The organism is Paenibacillus sonchi, from assembly GCF_016772475.1.
GTDB classification, from domain to species: domain Bacteria; phylum Bacillota; class Bacilli; order Paenibacillales; family Paenibacillaceae; genus Paenibacillus_AQ; species Paenibacillus_AQ sonchi.
In genome coordinates, this window is sequence record NZ_CP068595.1 from 2,227,051 (window position 1) to 2,252,754 (window position 25,704).

The window sequence follows — 25,704 nt, forward strand, 5'->3', positions numbered from 1 at the left end:
TGCCTTGGGATGTTTGGGGGGAGCGAAGCGTCCCCTTGTCTTGGGATGTTTGGGGGAAGCGAAGCGTCCCTTTGCTTTGGGATGTTTGGGGGGAGCGAAGCGTTCCCTTGCCTTTTGCAGCAGGCGGGTTACAGCCAAAGCGTCCCCGCAGGGGTGAAGCGCTCTCCGCACACAGCAGCCCGGGAGCACAACACCCCCGCCTCCGCCAGCTATCCGGGTGTCCAGAGGGCCGGGGCCCTTGGGGTCCCCCTTGGCTAAGGGGGATTTAGGGGGATCGAAACGCCTTTAGGGGATCGAAAACTTATCAGGAGGAATTCACACATGCAAAGGCCGCTGACAAGGGAAGAGCAGGATTGGGTAGAGCGCACGTTCGCGTCCATGAGCCTGCGGGAAAAGATTGGGCAAACGATGCAGGATCATGCGGGGCGGCTGCCCTTCAAGGGTAACGATGAGCAGGCGCTTACGGCATATTTGAAAACGTATCCAGTAGGGAGCTTTTTTATCGGCGGAGAGGTGATTCAGAAGGCGGCGGGCAAGGCGGAGGAGTACCGGGATTGGGCGGAGCAGCTGCAGCGGATCAGCAAATATCCGTTGCTGTTCTCCGGCGATCTGGAGTTTGGTGCGGGGTCGGCGGTGAAGAGCCTGACCGCATTCCCGCCGCTCCTTGGGCTGGCTGCTGCCGACGATGAGGCCCTGGCCTACGAATACGGCAAATTTACAGCACTGGAAGGGCGGGCGGCGGGTTTTACCTGGGCGCTGGCACCCGGGACGGACCTTTTGCTGAACTGGATGAATCCTGTAATTACTACGCGCTGCCTGGGGGATGACGCGAAACGGGCGGCCAGGCTGGCGGGCGCAGTCATGCGGGGGATGCAGGACCATGGCCTGGCAGCATGTGCCAAGCATTTTCCGGGAGACGGGGTGGACTATCGGGACCAGCATATTGTGACCACCATCAACGGCTTGTCTGAGGAAGAGTGGTTCGCGGCTTACGGGCAAGTGTCACAGCATATGATTGATCAGGGTGTCCTGTCGTATATGACCGGGCATATTGCCCTTCCCTGGCTGGAGGGGGGTACGCAGGAAGAGAAGCCTGTACCGGCAACGGTGTCGGAACGCATCACCACAGGACTGCTGCGGGAGCGTATGGGCTTTGCAGGCGTGGTGCTGTCGGATGCGCTGGATATGGGCGGATTTCTGGCCTGGGGCAGTTATGAGAAACGGATGGTGGACTGCTTCAACTGCGGTACGGATGTGCTGCTGTGGCCGGGTGTGGAATATTTCGGGCTCATGGAGCGGGCAGTCAGTGAAGGGACCGTCCGTATGGAACGGCTGGATGCCAGTGTCCGCCGGGTGCTGGAGCTGAAAGCCCTGCTTGGGGTACACCGGGTGGATCAAAAGGGCAGGGACCCGCAAGCGGTTCCGCTGCTGAATGACCGGCTACCGCCAAAGCTTGACCTGGAAGCCAGACAGCTGAGCCGGACGATTGCGGAGCGCTGCATTACGCTTGTCCGCAATCGTGGCGGTATCCTGCCGCTTAACCCTCAGACCACCCGCCGGGTGCTGGTGGTTCTCCTGAACAAAGTGACGGAAGGCCGCAAGTATGAGCGGATGAATGTCTTTGTGGAGCTTTTACGGGCGAGAGGGTTACAGGTGGATATCCTCGATGAATTTGAGCCGCTGGGCACGCTGCGCAAATGGGAGCTGTCGGGGATTCGCTGGGATGCTGCGTTTGCGCCTTATTTTCTGCCTCTGCACGGCATGATGAATACAGCCCGGCCGGTGGGCGAGGCGGCTAAAGCGATCTGGGCGATGCAGCATGCGGAGACCATCCGTCCGATTGGAATTTCTTTTGCCACGCCATATTTGCTGCAGGATATGCCGTTTCTGGATGCGCTAATTAATGCCTATTCGCTGCATGAAGAGACGGTGGAGCTTACGGTGAAAGCGTTGTTCGGAGAGGTGCCCTTTCAGGGGCAGTCTCCGGTGAAGGCGGACCTACTGGAAGGTTCTCCGGACTTAAGGGGGCTTCATCATCATGAACACTGAGCGGAAGCTTGCGGAGACGCTGGATCTATTGTTTCGATACATGATTTTGGAGGAGCATAAGGGACACTGGGGAATGGACATCGACCACTGGGACTGGGTGCCGGGGGTCGGCGTGATTTCGTTGATGGAGTACGCCACAGCCAGCGGGCGGGGGAAGTTCTGGATTACCTGCTGCAGTGGGTGAACCGCAATAAACGCAAGGCCGAAGGGGCAAAAGTTATTAATTCATTGGCCCCCTTTGCGCTCTTTCCGGAGCTGTACCGCCAGACAGGGGACCCATGGTTTCTGCAAAAGGCCATGTCCACCGCCGATTGGATGCTGGACGCTGCTCCGGTCACGCGTGAGGGCGCGTTGGAGCATACCGTAACGGAAAATGTGGATTTCCCGGAGCAGGTATGGGCGGATACAGTCTACATGGCGGTTTTGTTCCTGGCGCGCCTGGGCGGGCTGACGGGAGAGTCCCGGCTGGCGGATGCTGCAGTCCAGCAGACGCTGCTGCATCTGCAATTGCTGCAGGACCCCGGGTCGGGACTGCTGTACCACGGCTGGAACAGCCGGGCGGGCAATCATATGTCGGCAGCCCATTGGGCGCGCGCCAATGCATGGATTACCCTGGCCGTTCCCCAGATTGTAGCGGAGCTTAGAGAGGTGGTTGCGATTCCCGAAGAGCTGTACAGCCGGTACCGCTTGCTCGCCGCAGGGCTGCGGTCTTGTCAGGCGGAGGATGGGTTATGGCATACGGTCTTGAACAGACCGGATTTTGTTCAGGAGACTTCAGGCAGTGCGGGAATAGCCTGCGGGTTCATCAAAGGCGTGGAGCAGGGCCTGCTGGATTCCTCTTATCTGGATGGTGCCCGGCAGACCGTTCAAGGCATTCTTCCGCTCATCGCGGAGAACGGAGAAGTGCAAGGGGTATCCGGCGGGACGCCCGTCATGCCCTCGGCAGATGCTTACAATACCATCGAAACCTACCCTACGCTGTATGGACAGGGGCTGGTGATGCAGCTGTTCACGCAGGCGCCGGATCTGTTATCGGGTACACGTCCGGCATGAAAAGCGGGATTGGATTCCCCTTACCTTGAGGAAAGGAAGATCATCGTGAAGAAAACGGCCGAACAGCTAAATAAACATGAAGCCATAGATCATCAGCGGATGCTGATCCGCAAAATGCAGTCACTCGGGTCCCGCTACAATCCGGAGCTCCGCATGCTTCAGTCGCCGTTCAGCAGCCCGGGTTATCATACCGCGCTGCGGGGTGTCGAATTCATCCATTCTACCCGGGATTCGCTGTCGTATGCGCTCGGGCTGCTGGATACAGAGCTTGCCGAGCATGAGCCGCGGGCCTTCGGGATTATCGCCCAGGTGGTGTCTCTTCAGGATACGGACCGCAGCCAGGATACCTTTGGGATCTGGCCCTGGTTCTATGAAGAACCGCTGGCACAAATGGCGCCGCCCGACTGGAACTGGGCGGACTTCTGCGGCAGCCGCCTGGTTCAGGCTCTCAAGCGCCATGGGAGCAGGTTCCCGGAGGCCCTGCGCAAGGCCGTTGCCGGCTCCGTTAGCTATGCCTGTGAGGCCATTATCAAGCGGAACGTCGGGCCGGATTACACTAATATTGCAATTCTGGGGGCCTTCGTCACCAGAATTGCAGGGGAGCAGTTGGGACGCGGGGATTTCGCGGACTATGGGTTGAAGCGTCTGCAGAAGTTGTATGACTATACGATGAAACGCGGCGCTTTTCAGGAATATAACAGCCCGGTCTATACGTACATCGCCATCCTGGAGTTATCCAAGCTGCATTCCGAAACCAGGGATGACCAGGTGCGCGGGCTCACCAGAGAGTTGATTGATCTGACCTGGAGGACGGTGGCGGGCTATTACCACCCGGCGACCGGGCAGTGGTCCGGCCCGCATTCCCGCTCTTATGAGACGCTCCTGAATAATCAGAGCAAGGCTTTTTTGCAGGTGGCTACCCGGGGGACAGTGATGTTTTTCAGTTGGGAAGAGCTGCCGTACGAAGAGGAATGGTACAAAAGCGGCTTCGAGTGTCCGGCAGCCTGCCTGAAGGCCTTCAGCGTTGCGCGTACACAAGAAATCAGGCAGCTCTATGAAGGCGATGAGACGGACGGCACCGGCAAATGGGCCGTTACTTATATGACGCCCCGGATCAGCATCGGATCTTTTACAAATAGTGATCTGTGGAATCAGAGGCGGCCGCTGCTGGTCTATGCGGATAACAACGGCCTTCCTGTTTATATGCAGCTCCGGTGCCTGCACGATGGCTATGACTTTTGCTCGGCCCGCTTCAAGTCGAAGCAGGAACAGGGGCAGGTGCTGTTCGGCATTGACTTCATCACAGACGGAGGGGATACCCATCCCAATCTGGATCTTACAGGCGGCGCAATCGAGGCTGAAGACTTACGGCTGCGGCTGGAGATCGGAGGACAGCTTAAGGGAGTGGTTGCCAAGTCCACGGCAGAAGGGGCTTCCATTCGGATCGGTGAGGCGCACTGTGTGCTTACGACATGGTTTGCAGCGTTTACGGGGCACGCAGGTGCGGGCCGCGACTGGACCTGGGAGGTTCATGAGACAGGGGACCGGATTCTGGTGGAACTGATTCTGTACTCCGGCCCGCGCAAACGCATAGACCTTCATGCTCTTCAGCAAGCGGCAATGGTTTTTTCTTTGGATATGGAGCAGGCCCCGGGAAGCTCCGGTCCGCAAATAGAGGTGGCAGAGGGCAGGTTGCGGGTGAGCGCCAGCGGAGAAGAAGCGGAAGCCTTCTCGCTTCGTCTGCGCCCTGGTCAAGCGGAGTAGCACTGCTGCCGGTGCAGTCGTCGCAAAAAAATAAAGCAGCAAAGAGGGCCGGGAGTTACCCTGCCTTCTTTTGCTGCTTCCGGTTAGATGGACAAGTTGGGCCGGGGCAATGGGGAATTCAAGCGTGCTCTCACCTACTGAGAGATCACAACAAAATCGCTTTTGAACCGCTCATAATCGGCGGCCCGGCATTCCAGCTTCAGGCGTGTGCCCTGTTCTTCATAGCTGACCTCCTGCACATCGGCGTGATCATTGAAGTAGGAAACCACGCTGCCGCGGTCGAACGGCACCAGTATTTCGCACTGGATATAATCATTGAAGACATGCTGCCGGACCAGGCCAATCAGCTCGGCGATTCCGCTTTCCTGCTTAGCGGAGAGAGTGACAGTATTCTCCTTTACTACAGGATAAGGCAATTCCGTCAGGTCAGCTTTGTTATAAGCCTTAATTGCCGGGATTCCGTCCGCGCCCAGAGCCTTCAGGGTTTCCTCCGTAACAGCGATATGCTGGCCCACCTGCGGATCGGAAATGTCGGCTACATGAATCAGCAGGTCAGCCTCGGTAACCTCTTCGAGCGTAGAGCGGAAGGCCTTGACCAGATGATGGGGCAGCTGGCTGACAAAACCGACTGTGTCGGTCAACAAAAAGGTTTTACGGTCAGGCAGCTCAATGCTGCGCACTGAGGTTTCCAATGTGGCGAACAGCATATCCTTGGCCAACACCCCTTTTTGAGATCCGGGTGGTAGGTTTCCATTATGGTGTTCATTAAGCTGGACTTGCCGGTATTGGTATAACCGACGAGACAGACTACGGGTACCTCGTTTTTGCGCCGCTGCTTGCGCTGGACCTGCCGCCGGGCTACTTGAGTCTGCAGCTCCAGCTGCAGTGCCGTGATGCGTTCCTCGATTCGGCGCCGGTCCAGCTCCAGCTTGGTTTCCCCGGCACCGCGATTTTTCAGTCCCGCTCCGCCGCCTTGTCTGCCGAGGGACTCGCGCATTCCGGCCAGCCGGGGGAGCATATACTGCAGCTGTGCCACCTCCACCTGGAGCTGAGCCTCCTTCGTTTTGGCACGTTCGGCAAATATATTCAGAATCAGCACGGTCCGGTCAATGACCTGACGGTCCAGCGCCGATTCCAGATTGCGGATCTGGGAAGGGGAAAGCTCATCATTAAAAATAACAATCGGTGCCTCCAGCGCTTCCAACAGGGCTTCCAGCTCCCCGATTTTGCCTGTACCGATATAATGCGCCGGGTTAATGCGGCTGGATTTCTGGCTCAGCTCACCGACCACCTCAAGCTCACAGGCGGCCGCCAGATTGCGCAGCTCTTCCATGGAATAAGCGAAATCCTTGTCACTCTGCAGCTGAACACCGACAATCACTGCCTTTTGATGTACAGTTTCCATATATTAATCAACCTCCACGAGTAAAATTGGACATAAAAAAGCACAGGCCGTCTGCCTGTGCTAACAGTATCAATAGAGGACAACAGAATAGGGCCACCGGAGGAATCTACATTCCCCAAGTCCCTTCTTCGGCATTTCCATAGCAACAATGAATGTATGCAAAAAAATACGGCGGCCCGGCAGAACAGCAAGCTGCTGCACCTGCCTGCGGAGCGGTTCATTGTTATTGCCTGATGGAGCTGCAAGTATTCCTAAAGGCGATGCCGGCGTGACGATCTGTCCGCCGGACGGTTGGTTCAAGCTGTGGGCTGCCTTCAAAAATAGATAGACCTATCCTGAGTCCTCTGCACGGGGCAGAGCTTTAGCGCTATAAAATTAGCTTAGCCGCGTAAAGTGCGAATCCGGATATAGTCTATCACACGCAACCCTCCGTTCTTCAAAAGTTACGTTGATTCTAACACATCTGCCGGAAGCTGGCAACTTGCTCCATTTCAGGGAGCGTCCGAATGCGCTGCCATGCCGCCAATCTGCCGTTTTATCTACTAACTTCTAAATCATGGCGCATACGATATAAGAACGACATTACTAGAAGGAGGATGAACTGTGCCTTATTTAACGACTAACACATTAACCAGCAGACCCACCAGGGGGCTGGGCATCATTAGCCAGGTAATCATAAAAGCGGTCAACAACGGATCGTCCAAAGCTGTCCAGGAATTATTTGAAGTGAATTACCGGGAGGTAGTAACCAAAATCTATAATATTACCCAGACTTATTTTCAGTTCAATGCCGTATACTCCCAGGAGCAGACGCAGATCCAGATTTTCCTTGTGGATAGTGCAGGTGTCTTGTCGCAGGTTGCGCTGGAGCAGCTTGAGGTCAGCAGGATCACCTCGGAATTCCGGGAAATATCGCCGTCACTGCGTCCGACTTTGCGCTTATCAGCTACCGCAGAAACACTGCGATCGTAATTCCGGAGGCTGTTGCTGCTGAAATCAAGCCGGTCAGCCTACCCACTCCCTCCGCAGTGTGAACAGATCCTTCAGGGCATCGGTGGACAGCTCGGTAATCCAGCTTTCAGAGCTTGCGATCACATCATCGCTGAGCTGCTGCTTGCTCTCCAGCATTTCGTCAATTTTTTCCTCCAGCGTCCCCAGGGAGATGAACTTGTGCACTTGCACATCCTTGGTCTGGCCCATCCGGTACGCGCGGTCCGTCGCCTGATTCTCTACAGCCGGATTCCACCAGCGGTCGAAGTGGAAGACATGATTGGCAGCGGTCAGGTTCAGGCCGACCCCTCCCGCCTTCAGTGAGAGAATGAACACATTGGGCTGACCAGACTGCGTCCGGCCGCCAGCCGGCGGGACTTCCCCCTGTGGAGGCGCAGGGGTCTGGAATTGCTCTATCATGCGGTCGCGTGCGCTTTTGGGCGTGCTGCCGTTCAGATACAGCACGGGTTCCTGCAGCTCCTGGGACAGCACGGCCTGCAGCATCCTGCCCATGCCGACATATTGGGTGAAGATCAGGCAGCGCTCATTCTCCTCGCGCAGCTCACGCACCATGGCGAGCAGCCGCTCCAATTTTGCCGACCGCTCAATCAGGGCAGCGGTATCGACCCGGCCCTCCGGTTCTCCCTCGGGCAAAGTATCCTTGCTTAGCAGCAGCGGATGATCACAGAGCTGCTTAAGACTGGTCAGTGCGGCCAGAATAGCCCCTTTGCGTTCAATCCCTTCCAGCTTTTGCATCCGTTCCAGAAGGCCGTTGACGTTCTGGTCATACAGGGCTGCCTGTTCAGCCGTGAGGTGGACATAGGTTTTCATCTCGTTTTTGTCCGGAAGATCGAGCTGGATCGCCGGGTCTTTTTTCTTGCGGCGCAGCATGAACGGCTTAACCATCTTCTGCAGATCCGCCGTCCGCTTCGCATCCCGTTCCTTCTCTATAGCATTTGCGAACCGGTCCTGAAAGGATTTGGCGCTGCCGAGGTATCCCGGGGTGATGAAGTCATAGATCGACCACAGCTCCGAGAGCCTGTTCTCGATCGGTGTTCCCGTCAGCGCGATCCGGTGCAGCGCCGGGAAGCTGCGCACAGCCGAGGACTGCTTGGTCCCGGCATTTTTGATGTTCTGTGCTTCATCCAGGCAGACCGCTGCCCAGGTGAATTGCTTGAGCAGCTCCTGGTCGAGCGCAGCCGTGGCGTACGAGGTCAGGACCACATCCGCCTGAGAAGCTGCGCCGTAGAAGTAGCCGGCGTCCAGCCGTTTGCTTCCATAGTGCAGCATCACCTTCAGGGAAGGGGCAAACCGCTGCAGCTCCTTCTGCCAGTTGCCGAGCACCGAGGTCGGACAGATGATCAGGGAAGGCCAGCCGGGCGGTTCCGTCTGCCGCACCCTGCCGGCAGCGGGGTCAGCTTCGGCTGCCTCCTCCAGCTCCTTCAAATGGAGCAGATAGGCAATGAGCTGCACGGTTTTGCCCAGGCCCATGTCGTCGGCCAGTACGGCCCCCAGGCCGAAACGGCGCAGGAAGGCCAGCCAGGCAAAGCCCTCCTGCTGGTAGCTTCTCAGCTCAGCGTGCAGCCCCGTTGGCACAGCGGGCTGCGGCCACCGGTCACGCTGCCCGAGCTGGCCGATCAGCTTGACCAGATGCGCGTTCAGCTCCACCTCCAGCCGGAAGCGCGCCGCGTCCTCTTCAGCCTGCTCCGCCGCAGCTTCAGCGGCTTCATCTTCGCTGCTGCCCAGCAGATGCAGCTGCAGCACATCCTGGAAGGACAAGCCCTGCGACTTGTCCATTCCGGCCATGGCCCGCTGAATCTGGGCCAGGAGGGCGGGGTCCAGGGGAATCCACTGGCCCCTGAACTTCACGAGCCGCTCGCCGCGCGCGACCAGCTCGGCGAACTCCGCCTCGGAGAGGTCGGCGTCGCCGATGGAGATGCGCCAGTCGAAGTCGACCAGCGCATCCAGCCCGAACAGCGACCGGCCTCCGCGGCTGCCCTCGCCGGAGCTGATCTTGGCGCGCAGGCGCGGCTTTTTGCGGCTGGCGGCTTCCCACCACGCCGGCAGCAGCACCTGCCAGCCGGCCTCCAGCAGGCGCCGGCTGTCGACCGTAAGGAACCGCCACGCGACCTCGTCGCTAAGCGGTTCCCCAAGCACATCGCGCCCGCGGCCAATGTGCCCGCCGGGCAGGCTGTCCCGCAGGCGCGACAGCCACCCGGCCGCCCGCTCGCGGACGTGCTCCGCCCACGGCGCGGGCCAGCGCCCATGCGGCTCGCCGTCGTCCGAGAGCCGCAGCGGCACAAGCGCGGATTCGTCGCGCTTGTCCTGCAGCAGCAGCTGCAGCCGCCAGGACGAGTCCCCGTCCGGCTCCAGCAGCTGCAGCGCGGGGCGGAACGGCGCGGAGTCCGCCTTCCAGCCGATGGACATCAGCCAGCTGTCCGCGTCCATCCCGGCGGCCGCCAGCCCGCTGCGGCTGAACAGCAGCGGAAATTCGCTCCGCAGGTCGCCCGCCTCGGCTTCCGTGCTGTAATAGCGCTGAAAGACCGCCGCCGAGAAGGCGGCCTGCAGCCCTTCGGCAAGCGTGCTGCGCTCCTGCAGCCCGCGCAGCGCTTCCGCAGCGGTGCGGCTGCTGCGGGCGGCGCCCGCAAGCGCCTGGCCGTCCCAGTCCCACCGCAGCTGGCCTTCGCGGAACGCGGAGAAGCTGGGAACATACTGCTTCTCATCCAGCAGCGCGGCCAGAACCGGGGCCAGTGCGGTCACGAGTGCAGCATTGCCCTCCCAGCTCCATCCAATGTGTTGGAGCACCTTCATTTCTGCGAAGAACGGGATCACCTGCTCGGCGGGCAGAATGACCAGCTCCACGCCGTCGGCGTTCTGGGTAGTTAATTCCGTGCCATAGAAGGATTCTTCATGCCAGGCAAACAGCTGCTGCTTCAGCAGCAGGCCGGAGACATAGTCATCCCGTTCGTTGATGCCGTAGATCAGGGCATCGCCATATTGGCTCAAGGCCAGCTGGACGGTAATAGTTCGCGTATGCATACTCATGGAATCAGCTTTCCTTTCCGCAGCTCCTCCTGCAGCGCGCGAAGCCGGCTGTGCCGGGTGGTGAAGGCGTCCAGAAATTCTCCCCACCGCTCCTCGCGCTTCATCTTCTTATACAACTTGGCAAGACGCTTCAATAGCTTAACAGCGGCCTTATAGCTGTGGCGGTTCTTCTCCAGCACGAACCGTTCCGCTGCCTGATGGTAGAACGGCAGCAGCAGCTCCGGCGCATGTTTCTCCACCGGCTGCAGGTCGCTGACCCGGAAGTCTGAAGGCACCTTGCCGGAGGACAGCTGATAGTCCATCCAGTCCCGCCACTTGCCGTGGTCCAGCAGCTTGTCTTCATAGATGCCGCCTGAGAGCGGAAGCATCGCGGACAGCGTGCTCCACATTTGGGGTTCCGCCTCCGGCAGGCGGCGGACCACTTCTTCCCAGTATCCGGCATAGCTGTGCAGATTATATAAGCGGCTGTTCAGCAGAGGTCCTGTCGTTTCAAGCCAGGCCGCAAGACGGGACCAGTGTCCGGCTTCGGCGAGCGGCTCCAGGCAGCCGAGCAGCTCGTCCGGATGCAGGCCCGGCCGTTCGGAAGCGGCAGCCAGCCGTTCCCAGGCGGCTTTGTCGTCGCTCAGGTAGAAGTACATCCGGCTCTCAGCCAGCAGCAGCGCCGAACGGTTAATAGCAGCGCCCAGCCCGCCGGCACGGTCACGGAGCGCTTCAAGCTCCTCCAGATAGAGCGCCGGATCGCTGGCGTTCGGGGCAATCCAGCGCTGCCAGAGCTGATCGTAGCAGAAGGAGAAATAAGGCTGCTCCCGCAGACGGTCGCGCGATTCCGTCAGCATCTCAAGCTGCACATAAGCCAGCGTATCCTTGAGCCTCGGCCATGCCTCCGGCTCTGAGGCGAGCGGCAGGCTGCGCTTCATCAAGCGGATAATCGCCTCTTGAAGCTCAGAGACGGCAATAGCCGTGTAATATCCCAGCGCATAGCCTGGAGAAGAGAGGGCTCCTGCGTTATGCTGGCCGCCGGGTGTAATCAGACTCTCCAGGATGAACAGATGGGCATTAAGCTGGAACAGCAGTTCAGCGGCAGGCGGGAGGTCGGCCTTCGCCTGCGCAATGGCGGACAGCGCCCGTTCAGCATATTGCGGATTGCGCACAGTCTGCGCCAGCGGCGCGGTGAGCAGCGCCATGTAGTCACGCCACTCGGCTACCGTTGCCCCGGGAATCAGCCCGGCGAGCTTCATCGCCTGTTCCCGGCGGCTGCCGGAAACGCCGGCAGCAGAGGAAGCCTCCAGCGCCTCTGCCTTCTTCCGGTCGATGACGGCCTTGGCATTGGCCAGCATATTCACGGACCGTTCCTGCGCCTCGGCAACACTCATCAGCACAGCCGCCATATGCTTGCAGGGTCCCTGTACGGGGCAATCGCAGTGGCTATCCGTCAAGCTGTCCAGCTCCATACTGACAGCGTAATCCTCTCTGCCCTCGACAACCGCCATCACTCTCCGGGACGAGATCATCCGAAACGACCGGACACGGTTCTGTTTATAATATTGAAATCCCCGCTTGAGGGTCAGGTCCTCAAAATAGTAAGCCACATCCGAAATGAGCTTATCCCATTCGGCATCGTTTATCATTATTCTCGGCTGCATTTGGGTTAATCTCCTGTACTAAAGATCTGTTTGAACCCTACTATTATATCATTTATCAGGTTCTTCACTCTAAACGTTTAAAATCTTAAAGAGTATGATATGCTCCATATTGAAGTATGGACGGAACATGCTACTCTATGGTCTGGAACCAGAGACCCTGCGGAAGGATGAAGCAATACCAATGCTGCGCTTCAAATTGAAATATTTGCTGAACAACAAACAAAACCGGCTGATCCTGATGCTGACCGTCAGTGTGTCGCTGCTGATTATACTGATTGGCCTGTTCTCCTACAGAGAGTACCGGAATGCACTCGATACGGAGCTGAACACACCGAATATTGAACTGCTCCAGATCAATCTGGATGTCACCAACAGGGCATTCCGGGAGTCGGACAATAAAGCGGTGGATTTATCCTTTCACCAGGCTGTCCTGAAATACATTAATGCAGACACTGAAGATGCGGGGTCCGCCGCCGGGCTGCAGGATGTACTGAAAACGCTTGTTACAGAGCCGGATATTCATGCCATCAGCGTGATCAAATTCAAGGATCATTCCGTGATTTCGAGCGGTTATGGCTACAAGGCCTCCTGGGAGAAAGCGCCGGAGCATGCCTGGACCCCGTGGATTGGGCAGATTAAGGAGAAGCCGCTGCTGATTAAAAGAAGAGTGTATACCGGCACCGACCCCCGGCTCAGCGCTACGGAGCTGCTCTCATTAGCCCGTCCGATCGTCCGGAAGGGGGAGGTTGCGGGAGCGGTATGGATTGATCTGGATTACGACATGCTGTTCTCCAAAATGTACAGCCATTTGTCCAGCTATCAGTTTGTGTACGATCTGGAAGGCGAATTGATCTATCCCAAACTGAACCTCCCGTTTCCCCTTGCGGAAATGGACAAGGTGCTGAAGGAGATTGATGTAAGCCCTTTTGCCCACGTGAAGATTGAAGGCAAGGCCTACATGGCCAACCAGACCTTCTCCAATGTGACCGGCTGGCGTATGCTTTCCCTGGTTCCCATGGAGCAGCTGCTCAAAAATGTGACCACAGCACGCAATATGATGCTCATGCTGTCACTGATTTCCATCGCTGTAGGGTGCTCGGCCATTTATTATTACAATTTCGCGGCCTTCCGGCCTTTGAAACGGATCAACAAGCTGTTGACTCCGGATATGGCGGCAGCCGGTCACGGCAATCTGTATGATCTGGAGCCGGTGATCGGCAAGCTGGTGGGTGATTTCCAGAGCAAATCGCTGGTCGCGGATTGGAGTCTGCCGGAGCTGCGGTCCAAATACGTAAATGATCTGATCAGCCGGAGCATGGGCACGCAGGAAATGCGGACCAAATGGGAGCATTACTTTTCCGATTGGCGGGAGGGTTCCTTCCAGCTGCTGATCATATCCATTGACCGCTATTCGCAGTGGGCAGCGTCTTTTGTCGAAGAGGATCAGATGCTGCTGAAATATGCGATGAACAATATTGTACTCGAATATTTCGAGCCCGCCTGGAGAGTCGTGACCACTGCTCCGCAGAGGGACAGTCTGGCCGTGCTGCTTCAGCCCCGGGAACAGGAAGAGAGGGATCTTAAGGAGGAAGCGGTCAGACTGGTCGTTCTCCTGCAGGAGGTGCTGAAGATCTCTGTGTCCATCGGTGCGGGAAGTGCGGCTTCAGGCGTTGCGCAGGCAGCCCGCTCCTACGATGAATCCATGCACGCCTTGTCCTGCCGACTGTATGAGGGGTACAGCCTGGTTCATGCTTACCCGGAAGCGGAGAGCAGATATACCGAAAGCGTCGGCGCTGCGGATGAGGCCTGGAGGCAGGAGGTGCTGCACGCGCTGAAGTCATCGGATGGCGAGACAGCCCTGGAGCGGGTTCGCAGAGGAACGGGCGATATACGCAAACTGGGCATACAGCCGCAAAAGGTCTTCCGCTCCATCAATGATCTGCTGGAGGAGATTATGAGTATTGCTACAGCCGGAGGTTATCCGCTTCCCGCTGAGCTTGCGGATTACACCTGGCATCAGGTGACAACCATGGATCTTGCTGAAATTGAGGATATGCTGTGCCGCATTGTCATTCATATGGCTGATGTGCTGGGAGCGCACCGGCAGTCGAAGGAATATCTGCTTGTGCAGAATCTGATTGCGTATATGAAGAGCCACTTGCAGGAGAATATCGGACTTCAGGATATCGCAGCCCATGTCAATATGGGGGTATCCTCGGTCAGCACGATCTTCAAGGAAGAGACTGGATCAACGGTATATGACTACCTCACCAACCTGAGAATTGATAAAGCCTGTGGGCTTTTGCAGGATAGCGGCCTGAAAATTGCCGACATCGCCCTGCAGGTGGGGTACCAGAATGAGAACAGCTTCATCCGGGCCTTCCGCAAAATCAAATCGACAACACCGGGCAAGTTCCGGGAGAGCAGCAAATATGCCAGCGGATATGCAGATCGGCCAAAACCGCGCCGTTCCGGCGTTTCTGAGGATTCAGAATAAGATAATATGATTGTAGGACCTCCCCGGATACGATAAAGTTCTACTTGAGAAAACTTTCACAGCAATGAAGCACAGGAGCTGATGTCTAGAAATTCGGGGTGGGGCGCAAGAGCTAACGGCAGGGTTTGCAGGTTCCGGCCAGCAGCTCGGTATTCTTAATAAAGAGAAGAGGGATGCTTTTGAAACGGGGAATGCGAATAGGAATCTGGACAGCATCGCTGCTGGCTGTGGTCATCCTCCTTTTTATTGGAAGCCGCATAACGGACGATCGCAGCCACAAGGGGGATAACGCTGATTTCCCCGGGAAGCCGATCACATTAATTGTGCCGTACGCTGCAGGCGGAGGAACCGATGCAACCGCAAGGGCATTAGCCAAAGCGGCAGAGAAGGTTCTGGGACAGCCGGTTATCGTTGTCAACCGGACAGGCGGGGGAGGCTCCGTCGGGCTGATGGAAGGCGCGGGCGCCAAGGGTGACGGATACACGGTAACCTTTTTGCCGGCCGAATTGACCATCCTTCCGCATCTGGGCTTGCTGCCGATTACCTATGAGAAATTCAAACCCATCGCTCAAACCAATTTTGATCCTTCCGCCATTACCGTAAGGCAAGGCGCGCCGTGGCAGACTGTGAATGAATTTCTCGGCTTTGCGAAAGCGCATCCAGGGGAATTGAAAATGGGAAACGCAGGAACGGGGAGCATTTGGCATTTAGCGGCCATAACGCTGGAACGGGAAACAGGTGTGAAGTTTGCACATATCCCCTTTGAAGGTGCAGGGCCTGCCGTCTCCGCTTTAATGGACGGTTTTGTGGATGCGGTGCCTGTGAGTCCCGCCGAAGTGAAAAAGTATGTGGATGAAGGAAAGCTGCGGACACTGGCGGTTAACGCCGACAAGCGCTCTGATGCGCTGCCGGGTGTTCCCACTCTGGAGGAGCAGACCGGAATACATGTGAATTTCACGGGTACATGGCGAGGACTTGCTGTACCAAAGGATACACCGGATGCGATTGCGGATATACTCGCCGGGGCATTTATCAAGGGAACCGAAGACAAGGCCTTCCGTGAGTATATGAACGTAAATGGACTTGGACTGCTGGTTAAGGACGGCAAAGCCTTCTCGCGGCAATTGAAAGAAAGCGATGATACCTTCGCCAAAATGATTCCGGAGCTCGGACTCAGCCGCAAGTGACGTGAAAGCGCAGTCAAGCAAATTTTTTCTCAGAGAGAGCTGCCCGCAGGTTGGCATACTGTAGTGGACAGCCTGGCTCGTGGGGCTGATTTGCTGCGCCTATAATATGCAAAATATTGATTTTATGCAAAAATTAAGTGGAGAAAGGTATGATCAATCACATGAAAATCAAACAGACCTTAGATAAGATTCCCGGCGGTATGATGCTGGTTCCATTATTTCTTGGAGCTATCATCCACACGGCTTTTCCAAATGCGGGCGAGTACTTTGGCGGCTTCACCAAAGGCCTTATGACGGGTACTGTACCTATTCTGGCCGTCTGGTTCTTCTGTATGGGCGCTGCGATTGATGTCAGAGCAACCGGAACGGTCATCCGTAAATCCGGTACACTCGTCTTGACCAAGATTGCCGTAGCCTGGGTAGTAGCCCTGATTGCCATTCAGTTTCTGCCTGAGGGCGGTGTGCAAAGCGGATTTTTTGCCGGATTATCTGTTCTGGCGATCATTTCCGCAATGGATATGACCAACGGCGGCCTGTACGCTTCCATTATGCAGCAATATGGCACCAAGGAGGAATCTGGCGCATTTGTACTGATGTCACTGGAATCCGGGCCGCTCGTAACCATGCTGATTCTGGGCAGCACCGGAGCAGCCGTATTCGAACCGCATCTGTTTGTAGGCGCTGTGCTTCCTTTCCTGATCGGCTTCCTGTTGGGTAACCTGGACCATGATCTGCGCGCTTATTTCGGCAAAGCTACACAGACACTCATTCCCTTCTTCGGGTTCGCACTGGGCAGCTCGATCGACCTGGGTGTAATTGCAGATACAGGCCTGCTCGGTATTCTGCTGGGGGTTGTTGTCATTATTATTACAGGTGTGCCGCTGATTCTGGCGGACAAATTCATTGGAAAGGGCAACGGAACTGCCGGACTTGCCGCCTCGAGTACAGCCGGAGCTGCTGTAGCGAACCCGATGCTGGTAGCCAACATGAAGCCGGAATTCCTGCCAGCCGCCGAATCGGCAACTGCGCTTGTGGCAGCCTCGGTAATCGTGACCTCCATCCTGGTTCCGGTCGTTACAGCGTATTATTCAGACTATATGAAAAAGAAAAAACCGCCCGTAGAGGGCGGACCCATGGATATTAAAACTCAGAAAACTGCAATATAATATATTCGTGTAACAACGTAAATTATACGTTTTATAGAAGAATTCCCTCATGAATTTAGCCCCTCTAACCACCGTCATATCGGTGAAGGAGGGGCTTTTAGTATAATTAGGAATTTTCTCATTAATAGGGGAAGGCAGGGCGCATCACTGGTTCTGCCGGGCAACTGATTGCACCTCCCGGACGGCTGGTGACCGGGCGGAATGCAATTTTTTTGCACTGTCGTAATCTTGCTCTCCTGTTCCAAAGGGCTGCATAAGGCATATTGAATCGTATATACTGGCGGTATGAGGTGATTACCGATGGACCAGGCATTATTCGAACAGATCTACGAATCCGTTGTGCGGCGCGAACCGACCTATGATGGTGTATATTATACTGCGGTGCTGACGACACATATTGTCTGCCGCCCCTCCTGCCGGGCGAGAACGCCGAAGGCGGGCAATGTGGTTTTTTATGAATCCTTGGAGCAGGCGGTAGCCGCCGGGTTCAGGCCCTGCAAAAGATGCCGCCCGGAGGAAGGCGGCGTGCTGCGCCCGGACGCGGTGCTTGCGGCCGAGGCAGACCGGCTGATGGAGGCGCAGTTCGGGCAGAAGGTGACATTGGAGATGCTTGCCGGATGGCTGAGGGTCAGCCCGTTCCATCTGCAGCGCACCTATAAGCGGGTCACCGGGCGGTCGCCCGCCGGGCGGCTCGATCAGCTGCGCATGGAGAAAGCATGTGCGCTGCTCGCAGATACGGAGCTTGCGGTTGCCGAGGTGGGACAAGCGGTAAGCTTTCGCGGGCCATCCCACTTTACCGCATGGTTCACGCGGAAGACCGGTCTGCCGCCGACAGAATATCGTGCCCAATTCAAAGGAGGGATTTATCATGAGTGAAATTACGATTTATCGTCATACCCTGAACCTGGGGAACCGGGACTGGACCCTGTGGGCCAGTGAGAAGGGCCTGGTCCGTATATCTTTCGGGTTAGAAGAGCGTCTGCCTGAAGGGAAGTGGCTGAACACCTATGCTCCACGGCACCGTTATCAGGAAGATCAGACGGTGTTCATGCAGCTTGGAATTACCCGGGAAATGGAGAGCTATTTCGGGGGAGCAGCGGTCAGCTTCAAGGATATCCCGCTGGATATCTGGGGCACTCCGTTTCAGCAGGAGGTCTGGAAGGGACTGGCCACCATTGCGCACGGTGAAGTCATTACCTACCGGGAGCTTGCCGGGAGAATTGGCAGACCGCAAGCCATGCGCGCCGTAGGGACAGCCAACGGACAGAATCCGCTGCCGGTCATTCTGCCTTGTCACCGGGTCATTGGCACGAATGGCACATTGACCGGATACCGGGGAGGGCTCAAGCTGAAGCAGGAGCTGCTTGCACTGGAAGGCATTAATCATGTGGGGGCGGCGGGCCATGAACGATTTGCTTTTTGAGCTGCCGCTGCCGGAGTTTTTCGACTTCGGGGTCTGCCTGGAGTACCTGAACCGCTCGCCGCTTGAATGCCTGTACCGGACGGATCAGGAGGGAGTGACCCGTTATTTCAATCTGGATAACCAGCCGCTGCTTATCAAGCTGACAGTTCCCGCGGGGAACAGAATGCACGTAACACTGCTGCACGGAGACATTCCCGGTCCAGAGGCGGCAGAATGGCTGGCCCGCTATATCCGGGAATGGTTCGATCTGGACCGCGATCTGGCGCCATTCTACCATCTGGCGCAAGCTGACCCGCTGCTGGCACCGCTTGCTGAGCAGCATAAGGGGCTGCGGATCGTCGGCATTCCCGATCTGTTCGAGGCGCTATGCTGGGCCATTCTGGGACAGCAGGTGAATCTGGCTTTTGCCTACAGGCTGAAGCAGCAGCTGACCGCTGCCTACGGCGGATCGCTGGAATGGGAAGGGGATGTCTATTATGCATTCCCCGGCCCGGAAGTGTTCGCAGATGTGCAGCCGGAGGAGCTGTACGCCCTGCAGCTGACCCGCAGCAAAGCGCGGACAGTGCTGGACGTGGCCGCGCTTATAGCCAGCGGCGGCTTAAGCCGCGAAGCGCTGCTGGCGCTGCCGTCCCCGGACGCCGCCGAGCAGCGTCTGCTGCAGATCCGCGGTATCGGTCCATGGACCTCGCAGTATGTGAGGATGCGCTGTCTGGATGACACCACAGCCTTCCCGGTGGGAGATGTCGGGCTGCAGAATGCGGTCAAATTTCTGACCGGCATGGACCGGAAGCCTACCCCGGCAGAGCTGCTGAAGCTGGCAGAGCCTTGGCGCGGCTGGGAGGCTTACGCCACATTCTATTTGTGGCGGGCGCTGTATTAAAGCTTTATGAATGAGTACACCATATCAGCATACAAGCCATGGTTCCTGCAGCAGCAGGGGTCATGGCTTGTATGTTTTTACAGGACGGATGACTAAACTTTCTGCCGATTTTCAGTTTTTTTTCCTTGAAAATAACTTTTTGGATGTCTTGCCCATCTAATTATATAGAGGGCCCTCAAGGAGGAAGAATCATTTGCTGGACAACGAACTGGATATCAAAAAGGCGCAGAAAGGCGACCACGAAGCGTTTATCCGTCTTTTTAGACAACTGGAATCACAGTTGTACCGATTAGCCAAAACCATTCTGACACAAGATGAAGATTGCGCGGATGCGCTTCAGGAAACGACACTGAAGGTGTATAAAGGACTCGCGAGCCTTAAGCAGCCCAAGTTTTTCAAAACCTGGGTGATCCGCATCCTGATTAATGAATGCAATCAGTTGCTCCGTATGCGTGAGCGAACTGTGGCTGTGGCGGAGATTCCCGAGGAAACGGCCGCTTCCTATGCACATTTTGAAGATTCAGGGAGCGTGGACTTGCAAAGCTGCATTAATAGGCTGGACGAATCCCTGCGGCTGGCTATCGTGCTTTTCTACTATGAGGATTTATCCATTAAGCAGATTGCGGGTGTGCTTGGCATCTCCGAAGGGGCGGTCAGGGCACGGCTTCACCGCGCACGCCGATTGTTATCCGAACAGATACAGCCTGTGCGGGAGGAGGGTCTTGCTCATGAGTAATGAAAATTTAGAAAAGCAGCTCAGGGAGCTAAGAAAAGCTAATACACAGGAGCTTCCTCCTTTACTGCGAACGCGGCAGGATTCAATTTATGCATCGCTCGCCACAATCGTCCAGGATTCTGGCGTGAAGAAAAAGAAAAGAAAAATATATCCAAAAATTGCGGCTGTAGCAGCGGCAATATTGCTCAGTGTTATGCTGACGGCAATCTATCCGCCAGCGTTAGCCAATGCGCTGAAGCAGCTTCCGTGGGTAGGCGGTATTTTTGAACGGGCAGATGATCTGGGGCTGCAGGCCGCCCAGAGTTTGGGTCTGATTTCCCGTCCAAACAGCAGTGATACTCATGAAGGGATCACCTTATCTGCCGAAGAGGCTGTATTTGACGGCAACCGTTTGGCATTCTCAGTGAAGCGTGAAGGGGAAGGGCTGGGCGATAAGCTGACCGGAGTTACAGTGGGCCCGGATGGGAAGCTTTTTCAGGAGAAAGGCACAATTTCATCTGCAAAAGTATTGATCGACGGGGTTCCGCTGGAGGAGTTTGCAGCTGGCCATTGGGAAGCTGTGCCGTATCTAAGCTGGATAGGGGGGAGGAGGATAATACAGCTATTTTTGAGCTGGTGGATTCTTCGAATTTGGGTATCTCGACCAAACCCTTTCCTGACCAGTTTGTACTGACCTTAATCATTGGCTTAGAAGGTATTGATGAACCGTTCATTCTCCAAATTCCTGCACGGAGGGTTACAGAAAACATAATTGACACCCCTGGTATACGCGTACAGGCAGATGGATGGAGTCTGACGCTGCAAAAGCTGGAATACAGTCCGTTAACGACCCGTCTGTCACTCACGCTTGAACAAGAGGCAGACGGAAATCGCAGAGCTTTTGAACTAACGGACTTTGAAGTAATGGATGAACAGGGACAGGTGCTGGAAAGTACACATCAATCAGGTTTCCTGTCTTCCGATAGGTCGCGTAATGTGGATTTGCTTACAGAGCCGTTCGGCAAACACCCAAATATGCTCACCATCCGGGCCTATTATAATGAATTAAAGGACCCGGGAAAAAGCATGGGCTGTTCAAAACAGATAGCTCAGGGAACCCGGTGAAGCATTATATTAACGGTTTGGAGATCAACGTGCCAGTTCAATAAAAAAATTAGGAGATGGATATCATGAGAAAAAAGACAATGAAATTGGCTGTAATTGTAAGTGCTGCTGTATGGCTTGGAGTGCTGGGAATGCCGGCTGCCACCTATGCATCCGGGGTTCAACCGGCCGCCGAAGCTTTCCTGAATACACCGGAAGCCTCGGATTCACACGATGAGCTTACTTTGAAAGGCAATGCACAGTTTGACGGAAATTATATTAAACTCAATCTGAGCCGTGAGGGAACCCTGTATTCAGGAAATTTCGCAGGAATAACCTTAAATGCTAAAGGCAAACCTTATATTGCAGAAGGGACAATAGTGGATATAGATGCCAAGATAACTCAACCGGGAGGGATTGAGTTGAAGTTCCCGCGCTGGAGCAAGGATGGGGATATCAACAAAGCGGTTGTTGTATTACCAATCGGATGGTTAAATGAAGAACAACAGGCAGGCCTGGCTGCTGGCTCTGAAATCAGCGTGAATGTCAAGCTTCAAGGTGTACAAGAGCCGTACGTACTGAAGCTTCCTTTTAAGCAGGAAGGAGTGGTGCGCAACATTCAGCCGCCTGCTCCAAAGGCAGACAGCCAATTTCAAATCGGAACCACCCGAATCGCTGCAGGAGAGAATTCTGTGCGTATTGCATTGGCGGTAAAAGGAGTACCCGAGCAAGCCCATCATATAGGATATGACATTTATGATAACCTGGGAAATGAGTTGGACATGATCGCAAGGGATTCTGATGCATATACCAAGGATACTATTAAGGATACTATTTTTGAAGATTTATTGTACGGGGCGATCCGCCCAGACGCAGAATTTCTAATAATCAGACCCTATCAAGCGGTGTTTGAAAAGGGCAACCAAGGGTTATATAAGCTGGATGCCAAGGGAAACGTAATTAAAAATTATTACAAGCAGCTGGAAATCAAAATTCCTCTGAAATAGGCATTGCCGCAAGCAAACTTATTTTAAACAAAATTTAAACAGCCCCTGCCCCGGCATTTAAACTAAGCCCCTTACAATGAAGTAATGAAGAGAGGGTATGAAAGCAATCATCTTCATTCATCCATCATTGGGTAAAGGGGCTATTCATTCTATGAAAATGAAGAAAAAGTTCAAGTGGCTGAAAATAATCAGGAACATCATGCTGTTTGTAGTCGCAGTCCTGCTTATAGTTATGTCGGGTAACGGCATAATGACAATGTATGAGCATAAGCAATATCCGGCATGGGGCCAGTATGTTGAAGTGAAGGGCAAAAAAATGCATGTGTACACGAAGGGAACAAAGGGCCGCACAATTGTAATGGTACCCGGGCTGGGCACAGCCGCACCTGTGCTGGATTACGAACCTTTGCTTAATGAGTTGGCCAAACAAAATAAAGTGGTAGTCGTAGAGCCCTTCGGGTATGGCTGGAGTGATCGGACCAATGAAAAGCGGACTGTGGACAACATCGTCGGGGAACTTCGCAGCGCGTTGCAGCAAGCGGACATCCCGGGCCCATACACGCTTTTGTCCCACTCTGCATCCGGCATCTACAGTGTATATTATGCCAATAAATTTCCCGATGAAATCGAAGCGATTGCAGGAATTGATATCACCCTTCCGCAGGCAGTGGAGTACTTCAAGGAATCTGTACCGGCGATCCCTGCATATATGAGCCTGATTGCACCAAGCGGTATAGCCAGACTTGCAACTTATATCAATCCGTCAGATTTCCTGCCGAAGGCGGACGAAGGCACGTATTCTGATGAGAACATCAAGCTGACCAAAATGATTACCGCCTGGAATGCGTACAATAAAGATGTAGTTAATGAAGCCAAAGAAATGGAGCATAACATCAACGCAACGAAAGAAATGACCTTTTCGCCCAATTTGCCTGTAATAATCTTTACGCCCAAGATAGATAAGGTAACTGAAGACGGCAAGTCCAATATCACCTTCTATGAAGAACAGCTCAAGAATGTACGCACCCACCAACTTATCGTATTAAAAGGGCATCATTATCTGCATTGGACACACTATAAGAAAATAGCCGATGATGTGAATGCATTCTTAAGTGCTTCTCTGGATTCGCCCAGTAAAATCCTTTGAAACTATAAAAATATGAAGCGAATCTGTTTGCCGGAGCATTGTTGCTGCCGGAAGATAAATTTGCCGTTGATATGAAGGATATTGTTCATCTCACGAATCCGGATGATTATCTGGATCTGAAAAAGAAATGGAAAACTTCGTTGCAGGTGTTAGGGTATAGGGCGACTCAGCTAGGACTTATGGAACCCAGAAATCACCGGAATTTTTACGCGGCAATGCATCGGAAGAAATATTTGGAAAGGGAGCCGCTGGATAAAATCATTCCGATTCAGAAACCAATGAAGGTCAAATCCATTATTGATCTCGTTTCGAAGCGGGGGCTTGTGGATATTCGTCAAATGATTGAGGACGACTGGAAAGCCGAAGTTGCATTCTTTCATCAAATGACGGGAATTGATCCTGGTTTCTTTAACAGATACATGACAAGAAATCTTGACTTCGGTATCCAAAATGTTACAAATATCCATGAGCATATGTCTACTGATGATATGTAGTGCAGCTAAAAATAAATACAGCAAAAAGACGACGTTCATTCTGAATTCCGGATGAAGAGTCGTCTTTTTTATTTTTGCAAAAAGCTCAGCGTATTTCTTTAAGAATTACGTAAAACCCAAAAAAATGCTTTACGAAATTGAACCTTTTTATTAATACCGGACTTACATTCAGTAGTTAATCTGTTTGATGTGGGAACGATCTCATATGGGAACGGTCTCACAGAGAAAGCGAGGGTAATCCGTGAGAAATATCAAAGAGATTGCGCAGCTGTCTGGTGTATCCAAATCTACAGTTTCCCGGGTAATTTCGGGCAGCGGATATGCAAGCCAGGAAGCAAGAGACAAAGTGCTTAAAGTCATTCAGGAGCTTCAGTACAAACCCAATGCGGTTGCGCGGGCGATGGTTTCGCAGCGGACACACAATATCGGCGTACTGATCTATCGGCGGGAGTATCCTGTTGCGTCGCATCCTTTTTACGGAAAAATACTGGATGCCATCCTTGCGTCGGCTTCCTCCATGAACTATTCGGTATTTGTGACTACCGATCATGAGATGTCGCTGCGCTCTGCTGACTTTATGCTGGAGAAAAGGGTGGATGGGCTGATCCTGATCAGCCGTCTTGAACAGAATGTAATCGACCACATCGGCAAATTTGGCGTTCCGTACATCATGGTGAACGGGTCTACGGATGTTCCCGGTGTCATTCATATCGTCAACCGCGACCAGAACGGAGGCCTGGAAGCCGCCCGGCATTTGTGCGGGCTCGGGCACCGGCGGATATTCATGCTCGCCGGACCGCAGTCCCACCGGAGCCATCATCTCCGGCTGGAGGGCTTCCGTGCCTATATGAACGGGCAAAGGGCAGAGTTTGGCGAATCCGATATTGCTTATCTGCTGTCATCAACCTTTGAAGAGGGCTATCGGATGATGAAAGAGCATTGGGAGCATTTCCAAAGCCGGGCGTACACTGCGGTTTTTGGCACCAACGATATGATCGCACTGGGGGGATGAAGTTTCTTATGGAGCATTCCGTTAGTGTTCCCGGGCAGGTGGCTGTTATGGGCTTCGATGATAATGATGTTGCATCCATTCTCACACCCTCACTGACTACGGTGAGAGTTGATACCGAGAAGATGGGAAGGTTGGCCTGCGTGATGCTGGACAAGCTGATCCGGCATGAGCCGGTAGAGGAAACAGCGGTCGAGCTGGAACCACAGCTGGTGATCCGCGACTCCACCCGACGCTTCTAATAACGGCGTGATGCCGATGCCGAGAGGAGAAACGCTTGAATGAGATGGTATTTAAAAGCTGTTGGCCCAAAAAAATCATCGAGTTTTTGTTGCTGGCCGCCTTCGTGATTTTCTTTATGGGGCCTTTGTTAAATCTGGCGATCCTGGCGTTCACCGGAAATTGGAGTTATCCGGACCCGCTTCCCCGGGAGTGGTCGCTGAAATGGTGGTCCTTTGTGCTGTCCCGGGACGGAATTGCCGAGTCAATTGGGCTTTCATTCGGCATTGCTGCTATCGTCACCGCCGTGTCGATCCTGTTGTGCGTTCCTGCAGCTTATGCATTCGCACGGATCCGGTTCCCGCTCAGCCGTTTCTTCCTGTTCTCATTCCTGCTGACACACGCTTTTCCCAAAATGGGTCTATATGTTTCGATCGCTGTATTGTTCTACAAAATCGGTCTGATGAACACCCTGCTGGGAGTGGTGCTCATCCATATTATCAACGTGCTGATGTACATGACCTGGATTCCCACCGCTTCCTTCCGGAATGTCCATAAGGCCCAGGAAGAATCGGCAAGGGATGTGGGAGCAAGCCCGTTCCGCGTATTCCGCAGCATTACTCTTCCGCTGGCGATGCCGGGAATCATTGTCGCATCAATCTTTACCTTCCTCAGCTCATTGGATGAAGCGCAGGGGACCTATCTTGTAGGGGTGCCTAATTTCAGAACAATGCCCGTGGTTATGTATGGCATTATCACGGATTATCCCGCTTATGCCGGCGCAGTGTTCTCCATTATTTTGACAGCCCCGACCTTGATTCTGCTGCTCGCCGCTCAGAAATTCGTCAGCGCAGATGTTTTGTCGAGCGGGTTCCAGATGAAATAACAGGCGTAATTCCGCAGTCAC

At 54.6% G+C, this 25,704-nt stretch carries 18 protein-coding genes and 4 pseudogenes; 19 read left to right on the plus strand and 3 right to left on the minus strand.

Going from position 1 to position 25,704, the window contains the following annotated elements:
* Positions 1-321: 321 nt before the first annotated feature.
* Genes JI735_RS10265 through JI735_RS10275 form a run of 4 tightly spaced genes read left to right on the plus strand, consistent with a single transcriptional unit; the run spans position 322 to position 4,866 of the window.
* Complete coding sequence (locus JI735_RS10265; protein WP_202677351.1) at positions 322-2,049, plus strand: glycoside hydrolase family 3 protein; 1,728 nt, start codon at positions 322-324, stop codon at positions 2,047-2,049.
* The gene (locus JI735_RS35515) at positions 2,039-2,233 is read left to right on the plus strand and encodes a hypothetical protein (RefSeq protein WP_233476332.1); all 195 of its coding nucleotides are present in this window, start codon (positions 2,039-2,041) and stop codon (positions 2,231-2,233) included. Before JI735_RS10265 ends, JI735_RS35515 begins: the two co-directional genes overlap by 11 nt.
* A complete protein-coding gene (locus JI735_RS10270) occupies positions 2,230-3,102 on the plus strand; it encodes a glycoside hydrolase family 88 protein (RefSeq protein WP_233476333.1) in 873 nt (290 codons plus the stop codon). Before JI735_RS35515 ends, JI735_RS10270 begins: the two co-directional genes overlap by 4 nt.
* 45 nt (positions 3,103-3,147) lie before the next feature.
* Positions 3,148-4,866 carry a DUF8769 domain-containing protein gene (locus JI735_RS10275; RefSeq protein ID WP_039838724.1) on the plus strand — a complete coding sequence of 573 codons (1,719 nt, stop codon included), beginning with the start codon at positions 3,148-3,150 and terminating at the stop codon, positions 4,864-4,866.
* Between the two features lie 134 nt (positions 4,867-5,000).
* On the opposite strand, the pseudogene hflX reads toward JI735_RS10275, so the two are convergent.
* A pseudogene (gene hflX / locus JI735_RS10280) lies at positions 5,001-6,271 on the minus strand (GTPase HflX).
* A gap of 603 nt (positions 6,272-6,874) precedes the next feature.
* On the opposite strand from hflX, the gene JI735_RS10290 reads away from it, so the two are divergent.
* Entirely contained in the window at positions 6,875-7,243 is a 369-nt protein-coding gene (locus tag JI735_RS10290; RefSeq protein ID WP_039838720.1) for a hypothetical protein, read from the plus strand.
* Positions 7,244-7,276: 33 nt separating this feature from the next.
* Here the strand turns inward: JI735_RS10290 and JI735_RS10295 are convergent, their stop codons facing one another.
* Positions 7,277-10,306: a DEAD/DEAH box helicase gene (locus tag JI735_RS10295; RefSeq protein ID WP_202677352.1), complete on the minus strand. Its 3,030-nt coding sequence runs from the start codon at positions 10,304-10,306 to the stop codon at positions 7,277-7,279.
* Positions 10,303-11,949: an SWIM zinc finger family protein gene (locus tag JI735_RS10300; protein ID WP_202677353.1), complete on the minus strand. Its 1,647-nt coding sequence runs from the start codon at positions 11,947-11,949 to the stop codon at positions 10,303-10,305. The genes JI735_RS10295 and JI735_RS10300 overlap by 4 nt, the downstream gene beginning before the upstream one ends.
* A gap of 181 nt (positions 11,950-12,130) precedes the next feature.
* On the opposite strand from JI735_RS10300, the gene JI735_RS10305 reads away from it, so the two are divergent.
* The 14 genes and pseudogenes from JI735_RS10305 (at position 12,131) to JI735_RS10370 (ending at position 25,683) form a co-directional block, all read left to right on the plus strand.
* Positions 12,131-14,446, plus strand: a complete 2,316-nt coding sequence (locus JI735_RS10305; protein ID WP_202677354.1) for a helix-turn-helix domain-containing protein — start codon at positions 12,131-12,133, stop codon at positions 14,444-14,446.
* Positions 14,447-14,619: 173 nt separating this feature from the next.
* Positions 14,620-15,633: a tripartite tricarboxylate transporter substrate binding protein gene (locus JI735_RS10310; RefSeq protein WP_039832339.1), complete on the plus strand. Its 1,014-nt coding sequence runs from the start codon at positions 14,620-14,622 to the stop codon at positions 15,631-15,633.
* Between the two features lie 161 nt (positions 15,634-15,794).
* Positions 15,795-16,799, plus strand: coding sequence for a 2-keto-3-deoxygluconate transporter (kdgT, locus tag JI735_RS10315; protein ID WP_039832343.1), 1,005 nt, complete (start codon positions 15,795-15,797; stop codon positions 16,797-16,799).
* Between the two features lie 300 nt (positions 16,800-17,099).
* Entirely contained in the window at positions 17,100-17,675 is a 576-nt protein-coding gene (locus JI735_RS10320) for a bifunctional transcriptional activator/DNA repair enzyme AdaA (RefSeq protein WP_039832338.1), read from the plus strand.
* Positions 17,668-18,222, plus strand: coding sequence for a methylated-DNA--[protein]-cysteine S-methyltransferase (locus tag JI735_RS10325; protein WP_020433465.1), 555 nt, complete (start codon positions 17,668-17,670; stop codon positions 18,220-18,222). Before JI735_RS10320 ends, JI735_RS10325 begins: the two co-directional genes overlap by 8 nt.
* A complete protein-coding gene (locus JI735_RS10330) occupies positions 18,203-19,102 on the plus strand; it encodes a DNA-3-methyladenine glycosylase family protein (RefSeq protein WP_039832337.1) in 900 nt (299 codons plus the stop codon). The genes JI735_RS10325 and JI735_RS10330 overlap by 20 nt, the downstream gene beginning before the upstream one ends.
* A gap of 193 nt (positions 19,103-19,295) precedes the next feature.
* Positions 19,296-19,838 carry a sigma-70 family RNA polymerase sigma factor gene (locus tag JI735_RS10335; protein WP_051051330.1) on the plus strand — a complete coding sequence of 181 codons (543 nt, stop codon included), beginning with the start codon at positions 19,296-19,298 and terminating at the stop codon, positions 19,836-19,838.
* Positions 19,831-20,511: a DUF4179 domain-containing protein gene (locus JI735_RS10340; protein ID WP_202677355.1), complete on the plus strand. Its 681-nt coding sequence runs from the start codon at positions 19,831-19,833 to the stop codon at positions 20,509-20,511. The genes JI735_RS10335 and JI735_RS10340 overlap by 8 nt, the downstream gene beginning before the upstream one ends.
* A complete protein-coding gene (locus JI735_RS10345) occupies positions 20,454-20,942 on the plus strand; it encodes a DUF5643 domain-containing protein (protein ID WP_202677356.1) in 489 nt (162 codons plus the stop codon). The genes JI735_RS10340 and JI735_RS10345 overlap by 58 nt, the downstream gene beginning before the upstream one ends.
* 56 nt (positions 20,943-20,998) lie before the next feature.
* Positions 20,999-21,928, plus strand: coding sequence for a hypothetical protein (locus JI735_RS10350; RefSeq protein ID WP_202677357.1), 930 nt, complete (start codon positions 20,999-21,001; stop codon positions 21,926-21,928).
* Between the two features lie 151 nt (positions 21,929-22,079).
* Positions 22,080-23,075, plus strand: coding sequence for an alpha/beta fold hydrolase (locus JI735_RS10355; protein WP_039832334.1), 996 nt, complete (start codon positions 22,080-22,082; stop codon positions 23,073-23,075).
* Between the two features lie 14 nt (positions 23,076-23,089).
* Positions 23,090-23,569, plus strand: a pseudogene (locus JI735_RS10360) (ImmA/IrrE family metallo-endopeptidase); the annotation flags it as partial.
* A 241-nt stretch (positions 23,570-23,810) separates the two neighbouring features.
* Positions 23,811-24,820 (plus strand): annotated as a pseudogene (locus JI735_RS10365) (LacI family DNA-binding transcriptional regulator).
* A gap of 39 nt (positions 24,821-24,859) precedes the next feature.
* Positions 24,860-25,683 (plus strand): annotated as a pseudogene (locus tag JI735_RS10370) (ABC transporter permease).
* The last annotated feature ends 21 nt before the right edge of the window (positions 25,684-25,704 follow it).

Excerpts from the sequence above, each read along its gene's own strand:
- JI735_RS10265 (WP_202677351.1), top strand. The coding sequence starts at position 322 with ATGCAAAGGCCGCTGACAAGGGAAGAGCAGGATTGGGTAGAGCGCACG.
- JI735_RS35515 (WP_233476332.1), top strand. The coding sequence starts at position 2,039 with ATGAACACTGAGCGGAAGCTTGCGGAGACGCTGGATCTATTGTTTCGA.
- JI735_RS10295 (WP_202677352.1), bottom strand. The coding sequence starts at position 10,306 with ATGAGTATGCATACGCGAACTATTACCGTCCAGCTGGCCTTGAGCCAA.
- JI735_RS10300 (WP_202677353.1), bottom strand. The coding sequence starts at position 11,949 with ATGCAGCCGAGAATAATGATAAACGATGCCGAATGGGATAAGCTCATT.
- JI735_RS10305 (WP_202677354.1), top strand. The coding sequence starts at position 12,131 with ATGCTGCGCTTCAAATTGAAATATTTGCTGAACAACAAACAAAACCGG.
- JI735_RS10310 (WP_039832339.1), top strand. The coding sequence starts at position 14,620 with ATGCTTTTGAAACGGGGAATGCGAATAGGAATCTGGACAGCATCGCTG.
- kdgT (WP_039832343.1), top strand. The coding sequence starts at position 15,795 with ATGAAAATCAAACAGACCTTAGATAAGATTCCCGGCGGTATGATGCTG.
- JI735_RS10320 (WP_039832338.1), top strand. The coding sequence starts at position 17,100 with ATGGACCAGGCATTATTCGAACAGATCTACGAATCCGTTGTGCGGCGC.
- JI735_RS10325 (WP_020433465.1), top strand. The coding sequence starts at position 17,668 with ATGAGTGAAATTACGATTTATCGTCATACCCTGAACCTGGGGAACCGG.
- JI735_RS10330 (WP_039832337.1), top strand. The coding sequence starts at position 18,203 with ATGAACGATTTGCTTTTTGAGCTGCCGCTGCCGGAGTTTTTCGACTTC.
- JI735_RS10340 (WP_202677355.1), top strand. The coding sequence starts at position 19,831 with ATGAGTAATGAAAATTTAGAAAAGCAGCTCAGGGAGCTAAGAAAAGCT.
- JI735_RS10350 (WP_202677357.1), top strand. The coding sequence starts at position 20,999 with ATGGATATCATGAGAAAAAAGACAATGAAATTGGCTGTAATTGTAAGT.
- JI735_RS10355 (WP_039832334.1), top strand. The coding sequence starts at position 22,080 with ATGAAAATGAAGAAAAAGTTCAAGTGGCTGAAAATAATCAGGAACATC.